A 17,817-nucleotide genomic window follows, 5' to 3' on the forward strand; every position below is an offset into this window, starting at 1 on the left:
CTCTCCTTTAACGCGCCACCCAACCCAGGGTGCGCTGAGCCAGCACATCTCGTGCCGGAGTAAAATGTTCCATCGCCATCAGGCCAAGGTTACGGCCCGCCACCAACGGTGCCCAGCGGTTAGCAAACAGCTGAACCAGCCCGTCAGTGACGCCGATGGTTGCCGCTTTATCTGCGGCACGGCGCTGCTGATAAGCCGCCAGAACCGGGAAACTGCCGACATCTGCGCCTGCCGCGTGGGCCTCTGCCAGCCCTTCAGCCAGCGACATAACGTCGCGCAGGCCAAGGTTGAACCCCTGCCCGGCGATCGGGTGCAGCGTTTGCGCGGCATTGCCCACCAGCGCCAGGCGATGGGATACGGTCTGCGAAGCCTGCTGTAACGCCAGCGGATAATGATGGCGAATGCCTGCATGGGTAATTCGCCCCAGCCGCCAGCCAAAGGCACGTTGAAGCTGCTGGCAAAACTCTGCTTCGCCCCAGCTTTCAACTTCCTCACGAGCTTCCAGCGCATGGCACCAGACCAGCGAGCAGCGCCCGTCGGACATCGGCAGCATGGCGATCGGCCCGTGTTCGGTAAAGCGCTCAAATGCCCGGCCATGATGGGGTTCAGAGGTAGTGACGTTGGCAATCACGGCGATTTGCTGGTAGCTCTGCGGCTGCCAGGTGATACCACACTGCGCCGCCAGCTTAGAACGAGTGCCATCCGCGGCAACCAGAATATTGCCCTGTAGCTCAACGCCATTATCCAGCACAACCTGCACGCTATGTTCGTGCCGGGTAAACGACGTAACTCGCTGCGGGCAGTGCAGCGTTACGCCTGGCGCTTTACGCAGCAGGCTAAAAAGACGCAGCCCGACATCGTGAAGCTCCACAACCTGCCCCAGCGCATCAATCTGGTAATCCTCAGCTTCAAGGGTGACGAAGCCGGCGTGGCCTTTGTCGCTGACGTGCACGGTTTTAATTGCCGTGGCGCAGTCGGCCAGCGCAGACCATACGCCAATGCGGGCCAGCTGCTGCCGGGTGCCCTGGGCGAGCGCGATGGCTCTGGCATCAAACCCCGGATGAGCGGCTGAGTCCGGGGCAATCGCCTCGATAAGGTGCACCGGCAATTTTCCCTGGGTGAGGGTTGAGATGGCTAACGCCAGCGTCGCCCCCGCCATCCCGCCACCAACAATGATCACACTCATGGCTGACGCGCCGCCGCCATCAACGCTTCGATATCGTCTGCGGATTTCACCACGCTGGCGGTCAGGTTCTCGTTGCCGTCTTTGGTGATCACAATGTCGTCTTCAATGCGGATGCCAATGCCGCGGTACTGTGCGGGCACGTCCGCATCCGGCGCAATATAAAGCCCTGGTTCCACGGTGATGACCATCCCCGGCTCAAGCACGCGTGACTTGTCCACGCCATAAGAACCTACATCGTGAACATCCAGCCCCAGCCAGTGGCTCAGTCCATGCATGAAGAACGCGCGGTGGGCGTTATTGGCTATCAGATGATCGACATCACCTTTCAGAATACCGAGCTTTACCAGCCCCTTAACCATGATGCGTACCACTTCCGTCGTCACTTCCTGCATGGAGGTGCCTGGCCGGTAGAGTTTTAGCGAGGTTTCGAGCGACTCCAGCACGATGTCGTAAATTTCACGCTGCGCCGGGCTGAATTTGCCGTTAACAGGGAAAGTACGCGTGATGTCTCCGGCGTAGCTTTGGTATTCGCACCCGGCGTCGATCAGCACCAGATCGCCGTCGCGCAGTTCGCTTTCATTTTCGGTGTAATGCAGAATGCAGCCGTTTTCGCCGCCGCCCACAATAGTGGTGTACGAAGGATACCGCGCGCCGTGGCGGGTAAACTCGTGGTGAATTTCACCTTCGAGCTGATATTCAAACATCCCCGCGCGGCAGGCCTGCATGGCACGAGTATGCGCCAGCGCTGAGATTTCCCCGGCGCGACGCATCACGGCAATCTCTTCTTCGGATTTGAAGAGGCGCAGTTCGTGTACCGTCGGGCGCCAGTCGGTCAGTGTTGCTGGCGCAGCGAGATTTTGACGCGAACCACGACGCAACTTATCCAGAGCGGCAAAAACGATGTTATCCGCATATTCGTACTCGCCCTGAGCGTGGTAAACCACATCCAGGCCGTTTAGCAGGAGATGTAATTGCTCACCGATTTCGCTGAAAGCCAGCGCGCGATCCACCCCTAGCTTCTGCGGGGCGGCCTCCTGACCTAGCCGGCGGCCAAACCAAATTTCTGCGCTTTTGTCCCGCACGCGGTTAAACAACACGCTGTGATTGTGCGACTCATCGCTTTTAATGAGCACCAGCACGGCTTCCGGCTCATTAAAACCGGTGAAGTACCAAAAATCGCTGCTCTGCCGATAAGGGTATTCGCTATCGGCATTACGGGTCGCTTCCGGAGCCGCGAAAATTAACGCAGCGCTGCCAGGTACCATTTTCGCCAGTAGCGCCTGGCGGCGGCGAAGAAATTCCTGCTGGGTCATCACATCTCCTGATTTTTTGATCGTTAGTGGAGCGTAGGTTTGCGTACCTCTGGCGCGGTCGGTGCCGCATGAGTAAAGGTGTCGTGGCACAGTAGCGCGGCAACACGCACATACTCAATGATCTCTTCGAGCGACATTTCCAACTCTTCCTGGTCTTCGTCCTCGTCGTAACCCAACTGGGCAATATTACGCAGATCGTCAATGGCTTCGCCGGTTTCGCCGGTGACTTTGTCGAGCTTGCTCTGCATGACGCCGAGACCAAGCAGGAAGTGGTTTACCCAGCCGGAAAGCGCATCGGCGCGATCGAAAACGGAGACATCATCCCCATCCGGCAGGTAAAGCTGGAACAGGAAGCCTTCGTCTTCCAGCGCGTCGCCAATGGCGCCGTGCATCTGGCGCAGCGGATCCGCGAGGTTCTGGCTAAAGGCCAGGCCTTCGTTGGTCAGGTCATGCAGCAGCGTTTGCCAGCTGGTGTCTTTGTTACCACCGCACAGCATGCCGCTGATCAAGCCGTGCATTTCTGCAGGCGTCAGACCCACACCCTGTTGGTTCAAAAGTTGGCCGACTAAGTCGTAGTCCGGCATTGCGTTCTGTATTGACATGCGCATTCGTCATCGTTGGCAGGAATAGTGTGTGTTATGCTACCACCAGGACCCCCGCAGATACCAGAAAAGGGCTTGTATCTTGATATCGGGATAGCTATAGTGGCGCCCCTTCCGCTACCGGGGTCGGTGGCGTAAAGGCAGGCGAGTAAACAGCAGGAAGGTGGCATGTCTGCACAACCAGTCGATATTCAAATTTTCGGTCGTTCATTGCGCGTGAATTGTCCGCCTGAACAACAGGATGCGCTGAATCAGGCTGCGGAAGAGCTGAATCAGCGGTTGCAAGATTTAAAAGTTCGCACTAGAGTCACAAATACCGAGCAGCTAGTGTTCATCGCAGCACTTAACATTTGCTACGAACTGGCTCAGGAAAAGTCGAAAACCCGTGACTACGCCGCCAATATGGAAGAGCGTATTCGGATGTTACAGCAGACTATCGAACAAGCGTTGCTTGAGCAAGGTCGCATAGCAGACCGACAGGGTCCAAAGTTTGAATAACACTTCGCAGTTGACTGTGGTAGAGTAACTTCGAAGACAAAATTTCTCTGAGATGTTTGCAAGCGGGCCAGTCCCCTGAGCCGATATTTCATACCACAAGAGTGTGGCGCTCCGCGGTTGGTGAGCATGCTCGGTCCGTCCGAGAAGCCTTAAAACCATGACGACACACTCACCTTGAACCAAGGGTTCAAGGGTTACAGCCTGCGGCGGCATCTCGGAGATTCCCTCTTTACTACCCGGCAATCATGACGCATATCCCGTTAACCTCAACGCTTCGTCAGGACATTCGCCAAACGATTCGGCAGCGACGCCGGTCGCTTACTCCCCCAGAACAACAAACCTTTGCCCTACAGGCTGCTGAACGCATGCTGGCGTTTGAGCCCGTTGTACACGCTCAGACTGTGGCGCTGTTTCTCTCGTTCGACGGTGAACTGAATACCACTCCGCTGATTGAGGCTTTATGGCAGGCGGGCAAAAACGTTTATCTCCCGGTGCTTCATCCTTTTAGCCCCGGCAACCTGCTATTTTTACGCTACACGCCGCAAAGTAATCTGGTCATCAATCGCCTGAAAATTCTTGAGCCTAAGCTGGATGTCCGCGACGTGCTGCCGCTGAATAATCTGGATGTGTTGATCACGCCGCTGGTTGCCTTCGATGAAACAGGCCAGCGTCTGGGGATGGGCGGCGGGTTTTACGACAGAACGCTGCAGAACTGGCAGCAGCACGGCTTTTACCCGGTTGGCCTGGCGCATGATTGCCAGCAGGTGGAGACGTTGCCGGTAGAACAGTGGGATATTCCTTTGCCTGCCGTGGTGACGCCATCGCGCCTTTGGCAGTGGTGATGCCCCTTCCCCCTTTGAGGAAGAGGCCATTCTTCTAATCAGTAAAGCAGGCGGGCGCGAATGGTGCCCGGGATCGCTTTCATTGATTTCAGCGCTTTCTCAGCCACATCTTCCGGCGCATCAATGTCAATTACTACGTAACCCATATGCGGCGTGGTCTGCAGGAACTGAGCGGCAATGTTGATGCCCTGCTCAGCAAAGATCTGGTTCAGCGCGGTCAGGATCCCTGGGCGGTTTTCATGAATGTGCAGCAGGCGGCTGGTTGTCCCCCCGTGCAGCGGCAGCGAAACTTCCGGGAAGTTAACCGCAGACAGCGTAGAGCCGTTATCAGAGTATTTCGCCAGCTTGCCCGCGACTTCCAGGCCAATGTTTTCCTGTGCTTCCTGAGTTGAGCCGCCGATGTGCGGGGTCAGGATCACGTTGTCAAACTCGCACAGCGGGGAGTTGAACGGATCGCTGTTGGTAGCCGGCTCAGTAGGGAATACATCAATCGCCGCACCAGACAGATGCTTGCTGGAAAGCGCGCCGCACAGAGCAGGAATATCGACCACCGTACCGCGAGAGGCGTTGATCAGCAATGAACCCGGCTTCATCAGCGCCAGTTCGTTCGCGCCAATCATGTTTTTGGTGGAGGCGTTTTCCGGCACGTGCAGGCTAACCACATCGCTCATATTCAGCAGGTCAGAGAGATGCTGAACCTGAGTCGCATTGCCCAGCGGCAGCTTGTTTTCGATATCGTAGAAGTAGACGTGCATCCCCAGAGATTCAGCCAGAATCCCTAGCTGTGTACCGATGTGGCCGTAGCCAATGATGCCCAGCTTTTTACCGCGGGCCTCAAAAGAGCCTACCGCCAGCTTGTTCCACACGCCACGGTGTGCTTTAGCGTTAGCTTCAGGAATGCCGCGCAGCAGCAGCAGCAATTCACCAATCACCAGTTCGGCAACGGAGCGGGTGTTTGAGAACGGGGCGTTAAACACAGGAACACCGCGCTTCGCCGCCGCATCCAGGTCAACCTGGTTGGTGCCGATGCAGAAGCAGCCCACGGCTACCAGTTTTTCAGCCGCGGCAAAGATCTCTTCGGTCAAATGGGTGCGGGAACGCAGGCCAATAAAGTGAGCATCACGGATCGACTCTTTGAGCGCTTCGGAATCCAGCGCGCCTTTATGGAATTCAATGTTGGTGTATCCCGCTGCACGGAGGCTGTCTACCGCCTTCTGGTGCACGCCTTCCACAAGCAGGAATTTAATTCTGTCTTTATCCAGTGATACTTTTGCCATTTCCCGACCCTATTTTCAGTGCTGTTGTGTTCGTTTTTAGGCGGTGATGCGCCACCGCCTATAAGTTACCCTTCTGTCAAAATATCAAAATCTACGTTTGGGGCAATATGAACGATTGCGTCGCCGTATCGTCAGGCGGGAATAAGGCGGCGGGAGTCAGAATAAAATGCTGAGCGGGAGAGTGAACCAGGCATGAATCACAGCACTGTTACCAAAATGTGATATATGTCACCAAATATGCGGTTAAAATAATTTGTCATTTTTTATACGGTTTTTTGGGGCGCAGAACGCGCCCCGGTCAGATCATTTCACGATGGTTTTTACGCCGTCAGCGGTGCCGATCAGCGCCACATCCGCGCCACGGTTCGCAAACAGACCCACGGTAACAACGCCAGGCATACCGTTGATGATGTTTTCCAGCTTCATCGGCTCCATGATGCTCAAACCATGCACATCCAGAATGATGTTACCGTTGTCCGTGACCACGCCCTGACGGTACTCCGGGCGCCCACCCAGTTTTACCAGCTCACGCGCAACGGCGCTGCGCGCCATCGGGATCACTTCTACCGGCAGCGGGAAGTTACCGAGAATATCAACCTGCTTGGAAGCGTCCGCGATGCAAACAAACTTGTCGGCAACGGAGGCGATGATTTTCTCGCGAGTTAACGCGGCGCCACCGCCTTTGATCATCTGCATCTGATGGTTGATCTCATCGGCACCGTCGACGTAAACGCCTAATGAATCCACCTCGTTGAGATCGAAAACGGGGATCCCAAGGCTTTTCAGTTTCGCGGTGGAAGCGTCGGAGCTGGAAACAGCACCTTCAATCTGGTGTTTGATGGTGCCCAAAGCATCAATAAAATGCGCGGCGGTTGAGCCCGTCCCCACGCCAACAATGGTGCCCGGCTGCACGTACTGGAGTGCTGCCCATCCGACTGCTTTTTTCAGTTCATCCTGCGTCATAATTTTATGCCTGTGATGTGGAAACTGACGCGCATTATAGAGCATGCGCCGGAAAAATGTCCCCGGCTTTGCCGCAATGCCGACCCCATCACGTTCAAACACAATGTCAGCCTGCCGATTTGGTCTGAATCAGCGGCAAATTTATGTCATAGTGGCTGCACGACGAAATCAGGAGCAGATGAACAACAATGAAACGCCCGGACTACAGAACGCTGCAGGCGCTGGATGCGGTAATTCGTGAACGAGGATTTGAGCGCGCGGCGCAGAAGCTGTGCATTACTCAGTCGGCGGTGTCACAACGTATTAAGCAACTGGAAACGATGTTCGGCCAGCCATTGTTGGTGCGTACCGTGCCGCCCCGCCCTACCGAGCAGGGTCAAAAACTGCTGGCGCTTTTACGTCAGGTGGAACTGCTGGAAGAAGAGTGGCTGGGCGATGAGCAAACCGGCTCCACGCCGCTGCTGCTTTCGCTGGCAGTTAACGCCGACAGCCTGGCAACCTGGCTGCTGCCGGCCCTTGCGCCGGTCTTAGCCGACTCCCCCATTCGCCTGAATCTTCAGGTGGAAGATGAAACCCGCACTCAGGAACGCCTGCGTCGCGGGGAAGTGGTTGGCGCGGTGTCCATTCAGCCTCAGCCGCTGCCGAGCTGCCTTGTAGATCGCCTTGGCGCGTTGGACTACCTGTTTGTAGGCTCAAAAGATTTTGCCGAGCGTTATTTCCCGAATGGCGTCACGCGGTCGGCGCTGCTTAAAGCCCCCGCCGTTGCGTTCGATCATCTCGACGATATGCATCAGGCATTTTTACAGCAGAACTTTGACCTGTCTCCCGGCAGCGTGCCGTGCCATATCGTGAACTCTTCGGAAGCCTTTGTGCAGCTGGCGCGCCAGGGCACAACATGCTGTATGATCCCGCACCTGCAAATTGAGCGCGAGTTAAATAGCGGGGAATTAATCGACCTGACGCCGGGTCTGCTGCAGCGCCGCATGCTTTACTGGCACCGCTTTGCGCCGGAAAGCCGCATGATGCGCAACGTGACGGATGCGTTACTGGAGTACGGGCACAAGGTCTTGAGGCAGGATACGGAATAACGCTTTGATTAACCCCCGCCGGAATGGCGAGGGTTAAGGTGAAAATCACATCTTACTGAGCAGGTGCTGCCGGGGTTTGTGCGCCCTGCAGTTCAAACACCACATCGACCTGATCGTCAAACTGAATAGTCTGCTGATCGTAGGTATCCTGAGCGGAAACCGGTGCAGCTGCATCCGCTTTCATCATGCGAACCATCGGTGCTGGCTGGTAGTTAGAAACGTGGTAACGCACGCTGTAAACCGGGCCCAGCTTGCTGTTAAAGCCTTCGGCCAGCAGCTTCGCCTGGCGGGTTGCGTCGTTAATCGCCTCTTTACGTGCTTTGTCTTTGTACTCTTCCGGATGCGCAACGCCCAGCGACACGGAACGAATTTCGTTCAGGCCAGATTTCAGCGCGCCATCCAGCAACTCGTTCATTTTATCCAGCTGACGCAGGGTGACTTCCACCTGGCGTACCGCACGGTAGCCTTTCAGCTGAGTTTTGCCATCTTTCAGGTAGTCATACTCTGGCTGTGTGCGCAGGTTAGCGGCATTGATGTCCTTCTTCTCTACGCCATTTTTCTGCAGGAAAGTCAGGTATTGTGCCACGCGATCGTCGGCCTGTTTTTTGGCAGAAGCGGCGTCCTTAGCGGACACGTTGACTTCGATAGCGAGCGTGGCGATATCAGGTACGGCATCGACGCTGGCTGTCCCGGAGGTGACCACGTGCGGCCCGTTTGGCAACTCGCCTGCCTGTACAGAAACAGAACCTAATCCCATTAACGCGGCTAATGCTAAAATTTTAAACTTCACTGTAACTCCTCCGTGCTACGTTCCACTGTGATTACGCCGTTCAACAAACTCCCGGCGTCTGCCAGCAAGCTTAGCCTGTAATGGTAACTTGTCTATCAGATTATGGCGAATTAGCCCACGAGCGCCGCGATGTGCTGCACGCCATCCCGGGCCAGTTGAGCGGCGATAAACCACATCACAATCCCAACCACCCCGTTGATAATCCGCTGTGCTTTTGCGGTACGCAGCCGAGGAGCCAGCCAGGCGGCAAGAATCGCCAGGCCGTAAAACCAGAGAATAGAGGCGCTAATGGTCCCCAAAGCAAACCAGCGTTTTGCATCATCCGCAAGCTGGCCGCCCAGGCTGCCAAGCACCACAAAAGTGTCCAGATAGACGTGCGGATTGAGCCAGGTCACCGCCAGCATGGTGACCACGATTTTCCAGCGCCCCTGCTTCAACACTTCGGCCGAAGCAAGCTCCAGGTTGCTGCTCATCGCCGTGCGCAGCGCGCCCCAGCCGTACCACAACAGAAATGCCACGCCGCCCCAGGTGACCAGCGCCAGCAGCCAGGGAGACTGCATCAGAATGGCGCTGCCGCCAAAAATACCGCCGCAAATCAGAATGATGTCGCTCAGCGCGCACAGGGAAGCAATCATCAGATGGTACTGCCGACGAATGCCCTGGTTCATCACAAAGGCATTTTGCGGCCCTAGCGGCAGAATTAGCGCCGCTCCCAATGCAATACCCTGAAAATAATAAGATAACACGCGATACGCCCTTTAAATGTTCATCATTGAGCGTGAGTGTAATGCGCAAAAATTATTAGAGGAAATTGATAGTTTTAATCGCTAATAAGAATGGCTAATTATTACAGATAAAAATAAGGCCAGCGAAAGCTGGCCCTGGAGGTTAGGCGTTATCAGAGTCTTTAATCTGGCGAACGTGAACGTCCATCTGCGGATAAGGAATGCCGATGCCGTTTGCATCAAGGGCTTTCTTGATGCGCTCCAGCACGTCCCAGTAAACGTTTTGCAGGTCACCGCTTTTGCTCCACGCCCGCACCACAAAGTTGACGGATGAAGGGCCAAGCTCGTTGAGGCGCACGGTAATGTCGCGATCCTTCAGCACGCGCTCGTCGCTGGTGATGATGTCAGTCAGGATCTGCTTGACTTGATCAATATCCGCATCGTAGGCCACGCCGATGATGAATTCGTTGCGGCGGGCGGGTTCACGGGAGAAGTTAATGATATTGCCGGCGATGATTTTCCCGTTCGGCACAACCACGATTTTGCCATCCACGGTACGCAGCGTGGTGGAGAAGATTTGCACGTTCAGCACGGTGCCCGCAATGCCGCCGAGATCGACATATTCCCCTGTACGGAATGGACGAAAGGTGACCAGCAACACGCCTGCGGCCAGGTTGGACAGGGAACCCTGCAGCGCCAGACCAACGGCCAGACCGGCGGCACCCAGCACGGCGATCACCGAAGCGGTCTGCACCCCGACACGGCTCAGGGCTGCAATCAGTGTGAAAGCAATGATCCCATAGCGCACCAGCGCGGAAAGGAAATCAGCGACGGTGCTGTCGATGCTGCGAGCCAGCATCAGGCGATTAACGGCCCCGGAGACCAGACGGGCAACGATCATCCCGGCGATCAAAATGGCCACGGCGGCGACGATGTTTACCGCATAGCTCAGGAGAAGCTCCTGATTGCGCACCAGCCAACCTCCCGCATTATGAATACTGTCTACTACGTTGAGATCTTCCATTTACTGTTCCTTGTCTGAAAAGTTTCTCCGCCCGGTAAGGCAGTTCAAACCGTAAAGGGTAAACAAAAACGCATGAATGTGCCAAGTACGTCACAAAATTGATCTCAAATTGCGTATTAATGCGGCAAAAGAAGGGGAAAACCCGGACGAATGTCCGGGCTAAAAGTGGGCTTACAACGTTTGCGTGAAGGTCCGGGAAATTACATCCTGCTGCTGTTCCCGTGTGAGCGCGTTGAAACGCACCGCATAACCTGAAACACGAATGGTCAGCGTCGGGTAATTTTCAGGATGGGCAATAGCATCCATCAGCATTTCGCGGTTCAATACGTTGACGTTCAGGTGCTGCCCGCCTTCCGTTTTGACATCGTGATGGAAGTAGCCATCAAGCAAGCCGACCAGGTTCAGGCAGCGAACGGATTCATCTTTCCCCAGCGCCGCAGGCACGATGGAAAACGTATAAGAGATGCCGTCTTTTGCATAGCTGAACGGCAGCTTAGCCACAGAGGTTAACGAGGCTACAGCGCCTTTAGTGTCTCGCCCGTGCATCGGGTTAGCACCGGGTGCAAACGGCGTTCCTCCCCTGCGGCCATCCGGCGTATTCCCCGTTTTTTGCCCGTAAACCACATTCGACGTAATGGTCAAAATAGACTGCGTCGGCACGGCATTACGATAAGTTGGCAACGCCTGAATTTTCTTCATAAAACGCTCAACCAAATCGCAGGCAATGGCATCCACGCGGTCGTCGTTATTGCCATACTGCGGATAGTCGCCCTCGATCACGAAATCTACCGCCAGCCCGGTGTGGTCGCGAACCGGCTTAACCACGGCGTGTTTGATGGCCGAAAGTGAATCCACCGCCACTGAAAGCCCGGCGATGCCACAGGCCATCGTCCGGTAAACATCCCGGTCATGCAGCGCCATCAGCGAAGCTTCGTAGCTGTATTTATCGTGCATGTAGTGGATCAGGTTCAGGGCCGTCACGTACTGCACCGCCAACCAATCCATAAAGCTGTCGAGGCTGGTCATCACCTTGTCGTAGTCCAGCACGTCGTCGAGCAACATTGGCGTTTTAGGCCCGACCTGGATCTTCAGCTTTTCATCCATGCCCCCGTTGATGCAGTACAGCAGCGTTTTTGCCAGGTTGGCGCGAGCGCCAAAGAACTGCATCTGCTTGCCAATCACCATCGGGCTAACGCAGCAGGCAATCGCATAGTCGTCGCTGGCGAAATCGCTGCGCATGAGGTCATCGTTTTCATACTGCAATGATGAGGTTTCAATCGACACCCTGGCGGCATAAACCTTGAACGCTTTCGGCAACGCCTCAGACCAAAGGATGGTTAAATTCGGCTCCGGCGCAGGCCCCATGGTGTAAAGCGTATTCAAATAGCGGAAGGTACTTTTGGTCACCAAAGTACGACCATCCTGCCCCATTCCACCTAAAACTTCCGTTGCCCATATCGGGTCCCCGGAGAACAGCGAATCAAACTCCGGCGTGCGCAGGAAGCGCACCATGCGGATTTTCATAATAAAGTGGTCAATCAGCTCCTGCGCCTGCTGCTCATTGAGCAGGCCAGAGCGAATATCGCGCTCGATGTAAACATCGATAAAGGTTGCGGTGCGCCCCAACGACATCGCCCCACCGTTTTGCGACTTCACCGCCGCCAGATAGGCGAAGTAAAGCCATTGAATCGCCTCCTGCGCGTTGCTCGCCGGCCTCGAGATATCGAAACCGTACCCGGCGGCCATTTTCTGGATTTGCAGCAGCGCGTGGCGATGTTCCGCCAGTTCTTCACGCAGGCGAATCGTTGCTTCAAGATCCTCGCCACGTTCAAGCTTCTGCTGCAGATCGGCAAACTGCAGCTCGCGCTCGCGGACCAGGTAAGCAATGCCGTACAGCGCCACGCGGCGGTAATCGCCGATGATTCGGCCGCGCCCGTAGCCATCCGGCAACCCCGTCAATACGCCGGACTTGCGGCAGCGCAGAATATCCGGCGAATAAACGTCGAACACGCCCTGATTGTGCGTTTTCCTCAGCTCGGTAAACTGATACTCAAACTCAGGGTCCATTTTGCGGCCATAAGCTTCAAACGAGCTTTTGATCATATTGATGCCACCAAACGGGTGCAGCGCGCGCTTTAGCGGCTGGTCCGTCTGCAGACCCACTATTTTTTCATGTTGCTGAATAATGTAACCGGGGGCATGGGCGGTAATGGAGGTGGCCACGTTAGTGTCAAAATCGACCGGGGCATGAGTAGCATTTTCAATGCGAATACCCTCCATCACCTTTTCCCACAGCGCCGTCGTCTCAGATGTTGCGCTCGCCAGAAACGCATCATCCCCCTCATACGGCGTGTAGTTTTGCTGGATAAAATCCCGAACATTAATCTCATGCTGCCAGCATTCCCCACGGAACTGCTGCCAGGCCTGAGCATAATTCTCATGGGAAATATCAATATCCATTTTCATGCATTCAATCCTCTGTACCGCAAATAAAATTAAGCGAATTCCGCAAACTGCGATGCCTTGCCCAATTCACGGGCATCAAGAGCAATCATTTTTTCTTCGTTGGTCGGAATAACTGCACACAGTACCGCCGAGTTTTTGGCTGAAATAACACGCTCGCCGTCAGAATTAGGCCGCATGTTTTTTTCTTCATCCAGTTCGAAACCGAATACCCGTAAATGTTGAATTACCAGACGGCGAATAAGCGCTGAGTTTTCACCGATGCCACCGGTAAAAATTAGCCCATCAAAATGTGGCAGCGATGTGGCGTGCCCGCCGATGGTTTTAGCAATGCGGTGCACAAACGTGTTGATAGCCAACTCCGAGCGGGTATCCCCCTGCAGCCTGGCTTTTTCCAGCGTTCTCAGGTCAGAAGATATCCCTGAAAGCCCCAGCAGCCCTGACTCGGTATTTGCCACTTGCTCAAGATCGTCCAGCGACTGCCCGGTCTGCCTTGCCAGCCACACCATCGCCCCAAAGTCGACGTCACCGCAGCGTGTCCCCATGATCAAACCTTCCAGCGGGGTCATCCCCATCGAGGTATCAACGCTTTGCCCGTCCACAACCGCGCACACTGAAGCCCCGTTGCCCAGATGAGCAATCACCAGCCCCGATGAACGCCCTTTCAGTTCAGCTAGCTCGCTGGCCTGCATGGAAACATAGCGGTGAGAGGTTCCGTGAAATCCATAACGCCTGACGCCGTGCTCTTTGAAATAGCGGTATGGCAGGCCGTAGAGATAGGTTTCAGGGGGCATCGTCTGGTGAAAGCTGGTATCAAACACGGCAACCTGCGGCACACCTGGGAAGCGCTGCATGGCCGAAGCCACTCCACTGAGATTGGCATAGTTGTGCAGCGGCGCGAGAGGCGAGACCGCGCGAATTTGCTCCACGACGTCGTCCGTGAGCAATACCGACTCGCCAAAAATCGCGCCGCCGTGCGCAATGCGGTGGCCTATATAGGCCACGCTTTCGGTCAAATGACGTCTTTCAAGCTCAAGGGAGATTGCCGCCAGCGCATCCTCATAATCAGAATGCGCCAGCTTCACCGGCTTACCGCTATTAACGGTAAGCGTTGCGGATTCGGTATTTATACCTTCGCAAATACCCGTTAAAAGTGGCTCCATGGTTAATTCATCCAGCACGGAAAATTTAACCGAAGATGAACCGCAATTTATGGTTAATATTACCGGATATTCATTCATATTAACGTTCACTCATCCTGAGCCAATGGCGATTAATTAAATAATTTTGTATACGATATTGAGGATCGTCAGTAAGCCGATCACGGTAACAAAGATATTTTCACTTCTGCCTTTGTATTTGCTCAGCGCCGGTACTTTACGAATCGCGTACATCGGCAGCAGGCAAAGCAGTGAAGCAATAATCGGGGCGCCCATCGCTTCAATCAGGTCAAGAATATTTGGGTTGGCGTAGGCCACAACCCAAGTTGACCCCATGATGAACACCATGCTGATCAGATTAAGTTTGCCCTCGGAAATCTTCGTTTTGTCACTCTTATAGCCGAACTTCAGAACCAGACCATTAAGCCCTTCCAGCGTCCCCAGGTAATGGCCGAAGAAGGATTTGAAAATGGCGACCAGGGCAATAATCGACGCGCCATATTCCAGCACCGTGGCAAAAGTAGATTTCGAACCAGACAGAGAAGAGAAGTGGTTCGCAAGATAGGAGAGCACCGGGATGTTCTGCGCTTTTGCTTCGGCCATATTCTGTGGTGACAGCGTAAACAGGCAGCTGAAGGCGAAGAACATCACCACGCCAACCATCAACATGCTGGCACGTGAGATGATTTTTGAGCACTTGTCTTCGGTATAGACTTTGCCGAAATCCGCTTCGTACTCTTCGCGCTTTGACACTACAAACGAAGAGACAATTGGCGAGAAGTTAAAGGAGAACACCATGATGGAGATCCCGAGCCACACGGTCACCAGGATGCCGTCATGGCCGGTGAGGGCGATTTCACTCAGATTCACCTGATCGACAACCGCTGAATTCCAGTAAGGAATAAGGGACAGAGAAATAATGACCAGGCTGGCGATAAACGGAAATACAAGCCAGCTCATCACCTTGACCATCAGATCCTTGCCAAAGAAGATGACAAAGGCCATCAGCATCAGCAGAAAAAGCGCTACCAGCCCACGATTGAGCGGCATCAGCTGGAGCTGGTTCTCCCAGAAGGTCATAAAGGTATTGGTAATAGTGACGCCGTAAATCCACAGCAGCGGGCAAATCGCGAAGAAGTACAGGAAGGTGATGACGACACCGCCCGTTTTACCAAAATGCTCCTCGACAACTTCGGTGATATTACCCGAGGGATTGCTGCCGGAAAGGCACAGCCGCGCCAGCGCACGGTGGCAGAAAAAGGCAATGGGATAGGCTAAAACCAGCATGATCAGAATAGGTATCAGGCCGCCATAGCCCGCACGAATCGGGAAAAACAGGACCCCCGCGCCAATGGCGGTACCGAACAGACCTAAAGTCCAGGTGGTGTCGGACTTACGCCACAGGGAGGACTCTTTTTGACCAACAAGGGTGGTTTCTACATTACTCATAATGAAGATCCTTATTTAGACCAGGCAAGCTTCCGCTGCACCAGTAATTTCAGAAACACGAGACAAATCGATATTTCCACCAGAAATGATACTCACGGTTTTACGGCCTTTAATGTACTGGTCCAGCTTGCCGCTTAATAATGCAGCGGAAGCCAGCGCCCCAGCACCTTCAGTGACAATTTTATTTCGCTGAATAAGCGCAACCATACTGTTTCTGATCTCTTCTTCGCTAACCAAAATAATATCGGTGACTAATTTCTTAACGATTTCGAAAGTTAGCTTTCCTGGGCGGGCTACATCACAACCGTCAGCTAATGTACTGCTTGCTCGGTACGCGGTAATTTCACCAGTACGGAAAGAAGAAGCCATGCCGTGAACGTTTTCTGCCTGTACGCCAATAATATTAATCGTCGGATTAATGGATTTAATGGCTACCGCAATGCCTGCGATCAGCCCGCCGCCGCCAATAGGCACAATCACGTTATCGACGTCGTAAAGGTCTTCAAGAATTTCAAGGCCAATCGTCCCCTGCCCGGCAATGACTTTTTCATCATCGTAAGGCGGGATAAAAATCCGCCCTTCCGTCTCAACAATTTCGCTGACCTTAGCGATGGTTTCGTTAAAATTATCACCGTGGATAATCACTTGAGCTGAATAGTCAGTCGTGGCGGCAACTTTTGACTTCGGTGCACCTTTCGGCATCACCACTTTGCCGTTAATACCGAGCAGCGCGCACGACAGTGAAACCCCCTGTGCATGGTTGCCCGCAGAACAGGCCACCACGCCCCGGGCTCTTTCTTCTTCACTCAGTGAGCTAAGTTTGTTGAACGCACCGCGCATTTTAAATGAGCCGGTTCGCTGCATATTTTCAAATTTTAAATAGATGTCGCCCTTACAGCATTCGCTAAGATAATTAGAGCGAGGCATCCCGGTTTTATACACAAATCCAGATATTCTTTTTTTCGCCTCAAGAACATCATTAATTGTGACTGGCAGTTCATTATCTATATGCATGTTAACCTCCGCATCAAAGCAATAAAGGGCATTAGCAGCGGACAATAGAAGGCCCACCACTTTGATTGAATGAGTAATAAAAAGTGATTATGCTAAATAAGTTAAGCCACCACCGTTAATTTATTAAATTGATATTTATTACGCACTGAATGTACCTTGGCTAATTCGACCAGAGTCGCCGCCGATTTTTTTATTCTGCAATTTTTTGACCATACAGCGGCATAGCGTGCGACGGGTAATTCATCCGTTAAAGGAATCTGAATAAATTCCTGAGAACCAAAAGGAGCGATCATTTCACGGGGAATAATTGTCAGGAAACCGGCGGTCAGCACCATGTTATAGATGGTGACGACAGAGTCGGTTTTAATGATTTTATCGCTGGTGATGTGGTTCTGTTGCAGGATGGCCAGGAGTTCGCTGTAGTAACCCATTTCGGTTTGAGGCAACACCCACTGCTCATGGCTTAATGAGCGGAGCGTCATCACGCCTCCGCGCGTTCGTGTTCGTCCGGCTACCAGAATAAACTCTGATTCAAACAGGGGTTCGATGTGCAAATCCTGAAGCAGCATCTCATCGCTCAGCGTACCGATGGCAAAATCCAGCCTGCCGTCACGTATCGCCGGTAAGAAGGAGCAAAGTTGCGCTTCAAACATGGACACTTCGGCATGAGGATACTGCTCTTTGAAGGCTTTCATCATGCCCGGCAGGAAGGTGAAGCCGATCAGTGAAGGGTAGCCGAACGAAACATCCACCGCTTCACTACCGACCAGGCTGCTCATTTCGTTACACATGTTGCGCATTTCACGGGTAATCGACTCGGCATAACCGAGCAGTACTTTACCAGCAACGGTAAGCTGAACACCGGTATTTTTGCGGATGATCAGCTCCAGTCCGAACAGCGCCTCCATGTCGCTGATGATTTTACTGACCGCAGGCTGGGTCAAACTCAACTGCTTCGCCGCAGAGCCAAATGAACCACTTCTTACCACTTCCTGAAATACCACCAGGTGCTGTGTTTTAGGTAATGTCGTATTATCCATAAAGCGCCATGCCTAATAAGTTGCCAATGGCGGCGATCTTACGTATTCCCCGTTAAAGGTTATGTGCGGCGACTCACAACTGCTCAACCATGATTTGTTCAATAAGCACGCGAACACAATAAAAACCAATAATAACAATTGGTTATGATTTTACGATCTGCCATTTATATGATTAAGGTCAACCTAAATATACTGAATAAAATAAAGTTATGGTGATAATAAATTCATATAAATGTCAGTAAGCTGTTATCAGGGATGAAGATTCATCAATATTGGCGTTAATTTATCCATCCCGTTCGAAATATAACGTAATATTAAAAACACCTGCAAATATTACACTTTTATTTGAATATAAAAAAACCCGCCGAGGCGGGTTTTTATCG

General features: G+C 53.4%; 16 protein-coding genes and 1 other RNA gene. 4 read left to right on the forward strand and 13 right to left on the reverse strand.

The annotated features are described in order from the left end of the window. Nucleotides 1–7 precede the first annotated feature (7 nt). The 3 genes from ubiH to LH86_RS01690 are packed head-to-tail and all read right to left on the reverse strand — an operon-like array spanning nucleotide 8 to nucleotide 3,101. A complete protein-coding gene (ubiH, locus tag LH86_RS01680) occupies nucleotides 8–1,186 on the reverse strand; it encodes a 2-octaprenyl-6-methoxyphenyl hydroxylase (RefSeq protein WP_039297892.1) in 1,179 nt (392 codons plus the stop codon). Continuing rightward, nucleotides 1,183–2,499, reverse strand: coding sequence for a Xaa-Pro aminopeptidase (gene pepP / locus LH86_RS01685; RefSeq protein ID WP_039297894.1), 1,317 nt, complete (start codon nucleotides 2,497–2,499; stop codon nucleotides 1,183–1,185). Before pepP ends, ubiH begins: the two co-directional genes overlap by 4 nt. Nucleotides 2,500–2,522: 23 nt before the next feature. Beyond that, on the reverse strand, nucleotides 2,523–3,101 hold the full coding sequence (locus tag LH86_RS01690) for a YecA family protein (protein WP_008461600.1): 579 nt from the start codon (nucleotides 3,099–3,101) through the stop codon (nucleotides 2,523–2,525). 168 nt (nucleotides 3,102–3,269) lie between these two features. On the opposite strand from LH86_RS01690, the gene zapA reads away from it, so the two are divergent. The 3 genes from zapA to LH86_RS01700 all read left to right on the forward strand — a co-directional run bounded on the left by zapA (nucleotide 3,270) and on the right by LH86_RS01700 (nucleotide 4,441). Continuing rightward, a complete protein-coding gene (gene zapA, locus LH86_RS01695) occupies nucleotides 3,270–3,599 on the forward strand; it encodes a cell division protein ZapA (RefSeq protein WP_008461599.1) in 330 nt (109 codons plus the stop codon). 41 nt (nucleotides 3,600–3,640) lie between these two features. After that, a non-coding RNA gene (ssrS, locus tag LH86_RS21820) (6S RNA) lies at nucleotides 3,641–3,824 on the forward strand. Between the two features lie 20 nt (nucleotides 3,825–3,844). Then, nucleotides 3,845–4,441, forward strand: a complete 597-nt coding sequence (locus LH86_RS01700) for a 5-formyltetrahydrofolate cyclo-ligase (protein WP_052045537.1) — start codon at nucleotides 3,845–3,847, stop codon at nucleotides 4,439–4,441. 38 nt (nucleotides 4,442–4,479) lie between these two features. On the opposite strand, the gene serA is transcribed toward LH86_RS01700, so the two are convergent. Then, nucleotides 4,480–5,718: a phosphoglycerate dehydrogenase gene (gene serA / locus LH86_RS01705; protein WP_039297896.1), complete on the reverse strand. Its 1,239-nt coding sequence runs from the start codon at nucleotides 5,716–5,718 to the stop codon at nucleotides 4,480–4,482. A 303-nt stretch (nucleotides 5,719–6,021) separates the two neighbouring features. Next, the gene (gene rpiA / locus LH86_RS01710) at nucleotides 6,022–6,681 is read right to left on the reverse strand and encodes a ribose-5-phosphate isomerase RpiA (RefSeq protein ID WP_008461594.1); all 660 of its coding nucleotides are present in this window, start codon (nucleotides 6,679–6,681) and stop codon (nucleotides 6,022–6,024) included. Nucleotides 6,682–6,869: 188 nt separating this feature from the next. Between rpiA and argP the strand changes: the two genes are divergently transcribed. After that, nucleotides 6,870–7,769 carry a DNA-binding transcriptional regulator ArgP gene (gene argP, locus LH86_RS01715; RefSeq protein WP_008461592.1) on the forward strand — a complete coding sequence of 300 codons (900 nt, stop codon included), beginning with the start codon at nucleotides 6,870–6,872 and terminating at the stop codon, nucleotides 7,767–7,769. A gap of 52 nt (nucleotides 7,770–7,821) precedes the next feature. Here argP and LH86_RS01720 read toward each other — a convergent pair whose 3' ends face one another. From LH86_RS01720 to tdcA, 8 genes are all read right to left on the reverse strand, one after another. Then, a complete protein-coding gene (locus LH86_RS01720; RefSeq protein ID WP_039297898.1) occupies nucleotides 7,822–8,559 on the reverse strand; it encodes an oxidative stress defense protein in 738 nt (245 codons plus the stop codon). 110 nt (nucleotides 8,560–8,669) lie between these two features. Further along, a complete protein-coding gene (gene argO, locus LH86_RS01725) occupies nucleotides 8,670–9,305 on the reverse strand; it encodes an arginine exporter ArgO (protein ID WP_039297901.1) in 636 nt (211 codons plus the stop codon). Nucleotides 9,306–9,447: 142 nt separating this feature from the next. Beyond that, a complete protein-coding gene (locus tag LH86_RS01730) occupies nucleotides 9,448–10,308 on the reverse strand; it encodes a small-conductance mechanosensitive channel MscS (RefSeq protein WP_039287559.1) in 861 nt (286 codons plus the stop codon). A gap of 171 nt (nucleotides 10,309–10,479) precedes the next feature. Beyond that, nucleotides 10,480–12,774 carry a formate C-acetyltransferase gene (gene pflB / locus LH86_RS01735; RefSeq protein WP_039297903.1) on the reverse strand — a complete coding sequence of 765 codons (2,295 nt, stop codon included), beginning with the start codon at nucleotides 12,772–12,774 and terminating at the stop codon, nucleotides 10,480–10,482. A 29-nt stretch (nucleotides 12,775–12,803) separates the two neighbouring features. Next, nucleotides 12,804–14,012, reverse strand: coding sequence for a propionate kinase (gene tdcD, locus LH86_RS01740; protein ID WP_039297905.1), 1,209 nt, complete (start codon nucleotides 14,010–14,012; stop codon nucleotides 12,804–12,806). 36 nt (nucleotides 14,013–14,048) lie between these two features. After that, entirely contained in the window at nucleotides 14,049–15,380 is a 1,332-nt protein-coding gene (gene tdcC, locus LH86_RS01745) for a threonine/serine transporter TdcC (protein ID WP_039297908.1), read from the reverse strand. Between the two features lie 15 nt (nucleotides 15,381–15,395). Then, on the reverse strand, nucleotides 15,396–16,394 hold the full coding sequence (gene tdcB / locus LH86_RS01750) for a bifunctional threonine ammonia-lyase/L-serine ammonia-lyase TdcB (protein WP_039287573.1): 999 nt from the start codon (nucleotides 16,392–16,394) through the stop codon (nucleotides 15,396–15,398). Nucleotides 16,395–16,495: 101 nt separating this feature from the next. Further along, complete coding sequence (gene tdcA, locus LH86_RS01755) at nucleotides 16,496–17,434, reverse strand: transcriptional regulator TdcA (RefSeq protein ID WP_039297909.1); 939 nt, start codon at nucleotides 17,432–17,434, stop codon at nucleotides 16,496–16,498. Nucleotides 17,435–17,817 lie beyond the last annotated feature (383 nt).

It is taken from the genome of Cedecea neteri (assembly GCF_000758325.1).
GTDB lineage: Bacteria > Pseudomonadota > Gammaproteobacteria > Enterobacterales > Enterobacteriaceae > Cedecea > Cedecea neteri_B.